General features: G+C 72.4%; 4 protein-coding genes. All 4 read right to left on the reverse strand.

Going from position 1 to position 5,474, the window contains the following annotated elements; translation table 11 throughout:
- A partial coding sequence (gene dnaG / locus FNH04_RS40540; RefSeq protein WP_322725292.1) for a DNA primase occupies positions 1-1,413 on the reverse strand: 1,413 nt, incomplete at its 3' end.
- Between the two features lie 81 nt (positions 1,414-1,494).
- Positions 1,495-2,760, reverse strand: coding sequence for an NAD(P)/FAD-dependent oxidoreductase (locus FNH04_RS40545; protein WP_322725294.1), 1,266 nt, complete (start codon positions 2,758-2,760; stop codon positions 1,495-1,497).
- Between the two features lie 152 nt (positions 2,761-2,912).
- Entirely contained in the window at positions 2,913-4,238 is a 1,326-nt protein-coding gene (locus FNH04_RS40550) for a deoxyguanosinetriphosphate triphosphohydrolase (protein ID WP_152791193.1), read from the reverse strand.
- A gap of 88 nt (positions 4,239-4,326) precedes the next feature.
- Positions 4,327-5,241 carry a sirohydrochlorin chelatase gene (locus FNH04_RS40555; RefSeq protein ID WP_152791194.1) on the reverse strand — a complete coding sequence of 305 codons (915 nt, stop codon included), beginning with the start codon at positions 5,239-5,241 and terminating at the stop codon, positions 4,327-4,329.
- Between the last annotated feature and the right edge of the window lie 233 nt (positions 5,242-5,474).

Raw genomic sequence — 5,474 nt, forward strand, 5'->3', positions numbered from 1 at the left:
GCCCGTGGCGGTGGGGCGGGGGGCGGCCTCGTACTGCTGCCGCGTACGTGAGGGGGGCGCCTCCGGCCTGCTCCCGCGCTCGCGTGCCCAACGGGCCAGCTGGGCCACGCGCTTGACCACGAACTGTGTGTCGAGGATGCCGAGCATCCCCGCGAGCTGTACGGCCACCTCGTGCTGGGCGCCGCTGTTCTTGATGCGGGCCACGATCGGCGCCGCCTCGTCGAGGGCGGCGGCGCGTCCGGCCGGGGTTTCCAGGGCGTACCGGGCGACGATCTGGCGGAGTGCGAACTCGAAGAGCGGGGTGCGGGGTTCGACCAGGTCGGATACCGCCTCGTCGCCCTTGGCCAGGCGCAGGTCGCACGGGTCCATCCCGTCGGGTGCGATCGCGATGTACGTCTCGGCGGCGAACTTCTGGTCGTCCTCGAAGGCGCGCAGGGCCGCCTTCTGGCCGGCCGCGTCGCCGTCGAAGGTGAAGATGACGCGCGCCGAGCCGTTGTCCATCAGGAGGCGCCTGAGGATCTTGATGTGCTCGCCGCCGAAGGCCGTGCCGCAGGTCGCGATGGCGGTGGTGACGCCGGCGAGATGGCAGGCCATGACGTCCGTGTAGCCCTCGACGACGACCGCCCGGCTGGCCTTGGCGATCTCCTTCTTGGCGAGGTCGATGCCGTACAGGACCTGGGACTTCTTGTAGATCGCCGTTTCGGGGGTGTTCAGGTACTTCGGGCCGTTGTCCGCCTCGTACAGCTTCCTCGCCCCGAAACCGACGACGTCGCCGCCGATGTCCCGGATGGGCCACATCAGACGGCCTCGGAAGCGGTCGATGGGGCCGCGGCGGCCCTCCTGGGAGATGCCGGACAGGAGCAGTTCCTTGTCGGTGAAGCCCTTGCCGCGGAGGTAGCGGGTGAGATGGTCCCAGCCCTGGGGGCTGTAGCCGACGCCGAAGTGGACGGCGGCGGCCTGGTCGAAGCCGCGCTCGGCGAGGAAGATCCGGCCGGTGTCGGCCTCGGGGCTGGTGGCGAGCTGCTCGGCGTACCACTCGGCGGCGACCTTGTGGGCCTCGACCAGGCGGATGCGCTCGCCGCGCTGGTGGGACGGGTTGTACCCGCCCTCCTCGTAGCGCAGGGTGATGCCGGCCTGGGCGGCGAGGCGCTCGACCGCCTCCGAGAAGGAGAGGTGGTCGACCTTCATCACGAACGTGATGGTGTCGCCGCCCTCCTGGCAGCCGAAGCAGTGGAAGAGCCCCTTGCTCGGGCTGACCTGGAAGGACGGCGACTTCTCGTCGTGGAAGGGGCAGAGGCCCTTGAGGTTCCCCCCGCCCGCGCCTCGCAGCTGGAGGTACTCGGACACCACGGCGTCGATCGGAACCGCGTCCCGAACCGCCTTCACGTCCTCGTCGTTGATCCGTCCTGCCACGCGTGAATTCTACGGTGGCGGACTGACAGGGTCGGGGCGCGGGAGCACCCCCGGCGAGGTCCGGCTGGAGAGCCTGGTCTCCTAGGCGACCAGGCTCTCCAGCGGGACATGCGGGTCCGCCAGCCGCTCCCGGTCGACCGGAGCCGCCATCCTGATCAGGGACTGGATCGGATCGGTGACATCCCACACGTTCACGTTCATCCCGGCCAGCACCCTCCCCTCCTTCAGCCAGAACGCGATGAACTCCCGCTTCCCCGCGTCCCCCCGGATCACCACCTCGTCGTACGACCCGGGAGGCGCCCATCCCGAGTACTCCATGCCCATGTCGTACTGATCGGAGAAAAAGTACGGCACACGGTCGTACGTGACGTCCTGCCCCAGCATCGCCCGCGCGGCGGCGGGCCCGCCGTTGAGCGCGTTGGCCCAGTGCTCCACCCGCAGACTCGTGTCGAACAGGGCGTGCGGGAACGAGGCCACGTCACCGGCCGCGTAGATGTCGGGGTCGGACGTGCGCAGGCGCTCGTCCACCACGATGCCGCCGCCGTGCGCGCGGTCGGCGATCTCCAGGCCCGCGGCCTCGGCGAGGGCGACCCGGGGGGCGGCGCCGATCGCGGCGAGCACGTCGTGCGCCGGGTGCTCCTCCCCCGTGTCCGTGCGCGCGGCCAGGACCATCCCGTCCTGGCCCACGATCTCGGTGAGCCTCGCGCCGAAGTCGAAGCGGACGCCGTGCTCGCGGTGGAGTTCGGCGAAGAGGTTGCCGAGTTCGGGGCCGAGGACGCCGTACAGCGGAGTCGGATTGTGCTCGACGACGGTCACCTCCGCGCCGTACTCGCGGGCCGCCGCCGCGACCTCCAGGCCGATCCAGCCGGCGCCCGCGATCACGATGTGCCCGTTGTCGCGGCCCAGGGCGGCGAGCACGCCCTTGAGGCGCTCGGCGTGGGCGAGGCGGCGCAGATGGTGGACCCCGGCCAGGTCCGTGCCGGGGATGTCGAGGCGGCGGGGCTCGGCACCCGTCGCGAGCAGCAGCTTGTCGTAGTGGACGAGGGTGCCGTCCTCGCCGAAGCGGACGGTGCGCGCGGTGCGGTCGATGGCGTCGACGGTCTGGCCGAGGTGCAGTTCGACGTCGTTGCGCGCGTACCAGGAGGGCTCGTGGACGAAGACGCTGTCGCGCTCCTCCTTGCCCAGCAGATAGCCCTTGGAGAGAGGCGGACGCTCGTACGGGTGGTCGCGCTCGTCGCAGATCAGTATCACGCGGCCGGTGAAGCCCTCCGCCCGGAGCGTTTCGGCCGCTTTGGCGCCGGCCAGTCCTCCTCCGACGATGACGAATGTCTGGTCCGCGTCGACCACTTGGTGCCTCCTGCCGGGGGTCTGGGGTGGACCCCAGATGAACTATGCGGATGTCCCATGCGAGCGTCCCGCACGGAGCGTGGAGCGGGAAGAGGGAGTGGCCCGATCAGGCCACGCAGGGTCACGTCCTTCCCTCTCCGGGGTCACTCATGTCACACAGGTGCCGTGAGTCTCGCGTGCAGGGAGCGCGCCGAGGCGTCTGTGAGGGAGGCGATCTGGTCGACGATCACGCGCTTGCGGGCGCGGTCGTCGGCCGCCTCGTCGAACAGGGCGCGGAACTGCGGGTCGAGTCCGTACGGCGCGCGGGCGGTGAGCGCCTCGGCCAGCTCGGCGACGACGATCCGCTGGTCGGCGCGGAGCAGCTCCTGCTCGGCGCGCTGCATGACGTACCGGTCGGCGACGGCCTTGAGCACGGCGCACTCCAGGCGGGCGCCGCGGGGGACGACCAGTTCGGCGGCGTACCGCGTGAGGCGTCCGCTGCCGTACGCCGCCCGTGTGGCGCCCTCGGCCGCCAGGCAGAAGCGGCCGATGAGCTGGCTGGTGGCGTCCTTGAGACGGGCCTGCGCCACGGCGGAGCCGTCGTAGCCGTGGGGCCACCACTCCTGGTCGAGGAGGCGGTCGAGGGCCGCGGCGAGTTCGGCGGGGTCGGTGTCCGCGGGCACGTACCGGCCGCGGGCGACCGTGAAGACCTCCTGCCGTTCGGGGTCGGCCAGCAGGCAGTTCGGGTCGATGTGGCCCGCGTGCAGACCGTCCTCGACGTCGTGCACCGAGTACGCCACGTCGTCCGACCAGTCCATGACCTGGGCCTCGAAGCAGGTGCGGTGGTCGGGGGCGCCCTTGCGGACCCAGTCGAAGACGGGCCGGTCGTCCTCGTAGACACCGAACTTCGAGGACGCGGGGTCGGTGGGGTGACCGCCGCGCTGCCAGGGGTACTTGGTGGCGGCGTCGAGGGCGGCGCGGGTGAGGTTGAGGCCGACGCTGACGAGGCCCCCCGTGTCCTGGTCGTGCACGAAACGCTTGGGTTCGATACGGGCCAGCAGGCGCAGGGACTGGGCGTTGCCCTCGAAGCCGCCGCAGTCCTCCGCGAACTCGTTGAGAGCCTGTTCGCCGTTGTGGCCGAAGGGCGGGTGGCCGAGGTCGTGGGAGAGGCAGGCGGCCTCGACGAGGTCGGGGTCGCAGCCGAGGGCGGCGCCGAGCTCGCGGCCGACCTGGGCGCACTCGAGGGAGTGGGTCAGCCGGGTGCGGGGGCTGGCGTCCCAGGCCTCACTTCTCGTCCCCGGGGTGACGACCTGGGTCTTGCCGGCCAGCCGGCGCAGCGCAGCGGAGTGCAGGACGCGCGCCCGGTCGCGCTGGAAGGCGGTGCGGCCGGGGCGTTTGTCGGGCTCCGCGGCCCAGCGGTCGACCGAGGCCGGGTCGTAGCCGGGGGGTGCGATGTGGTTCTCGTACGGCTGGGGTGTGGCGGATACGGTGCCTTCCATGCCCCGACAGTAGACGCAGGGGCCGACAAACAGGGCGTTGCGGTCCGGTCAAGTGAGGCGTGGCGGAGCGGCCTCTTCCTGGGGGCGGTCAGGCGGTGGCCAGCGCGGGTCGCGAGGCCGGGGCCTTGGCCGTGGCGGCCTCGTCGTAGCGGTGGAGGACCAGGCGGGCCAGCGCCGGGTGGGCGCCCAGGGGGGCGGCGGCGATCCAGGGGGCCGCGGCGGCGCACTCGGTGGCGAAGCGGCCGGGCGCGGTGAAGTAGGAGGCGACGGCGACCCGGTGACGGCCGCGGGCGGCGAGGGCGCGCACGGCCTCCGGGACGGTGGGCGCGGCGGCGGAGGCGTACGCGGGCAGGACCGGGACGCCGAGCCGTTCGGCGAGGAGCTGGGCGGTGCGGCCCGTGTCGACGGCCGCGTCGGGGTCGCGGGAGCCGGCGGCGGCGAGGACGACACCGCTCGACCGGCGCTCGGCCTCGGTCGCCGGCGTGTGCCATCCGGCCTCGGCGAGCCGCTCGTACAGGGCGTCCACGAGGAGCGGGTGCGGGCCCAGGGGTTCGGCGAACCGGGCGCGTACGCGGGACGCGGCGGCCATCTCCGGGATGTCCTGCTTGACGTGGTAGCCGCGGCTGAGGAGCAGCGGGACCAGTACGGCCTCCTGGTCGCCGAGGCCGGCCAGGGTCTCGGGGAGCAGGGGCTCGTTGAGCTCGATGTGCCCGAGGTGCACGGGCAGGCCGGGCCGCAGTTCGCGGACGGTGTCGACCAGGGCGTGCACGGTGGCGAGGGTGCGGGGGTCGCGGCTGCCGTGGGCCACGAGGACCAGGGCCCGGGCGGGGCGGCGGGCCGCACGGCGGTACGAGACGAGACTGAGCTGGCTGCCGAGCTGGCTGCTGATCCGGTTCATGAGGTGCGCCGTACTGTCGAGGTGGGCGTCCCGGGGCGGCTGGCCTTGCGGCCGGCCGCCGGGGCTGGGCTTGGACTCGTCGCGGTGAGTGTTCGACGCCGTCATGGACCAATGGTCGCGGGGGGAGGTTGCCTCGTGGTTGCACGGGAATGACGGGTGTTTTCCGGGGGTTCACGGCAGGGTGTACGGGTGGTGTGAGCCGCGGTGACCTGCGGTTTCGTGGTGCGGGAGTGAGCCTGTTCACGTGCCGGGGGTGAACCGGATCGCCTCGCGGGGCGTCTTCGTTGGTCGGAATGGCGGGGGCTGTCGAGCGGGCGGTAACCGCTGTCTCTTATACA

The organism is Streptomyces phyllanthi (assembly GCF_009377205.1).
Taxonomy (GTDB): Bacteria; Actinomycetota; Actinomycetes; order Streptomycetales; family Streptomycetaceae; genus Streptomyces; species Streptomyces phyllanthi.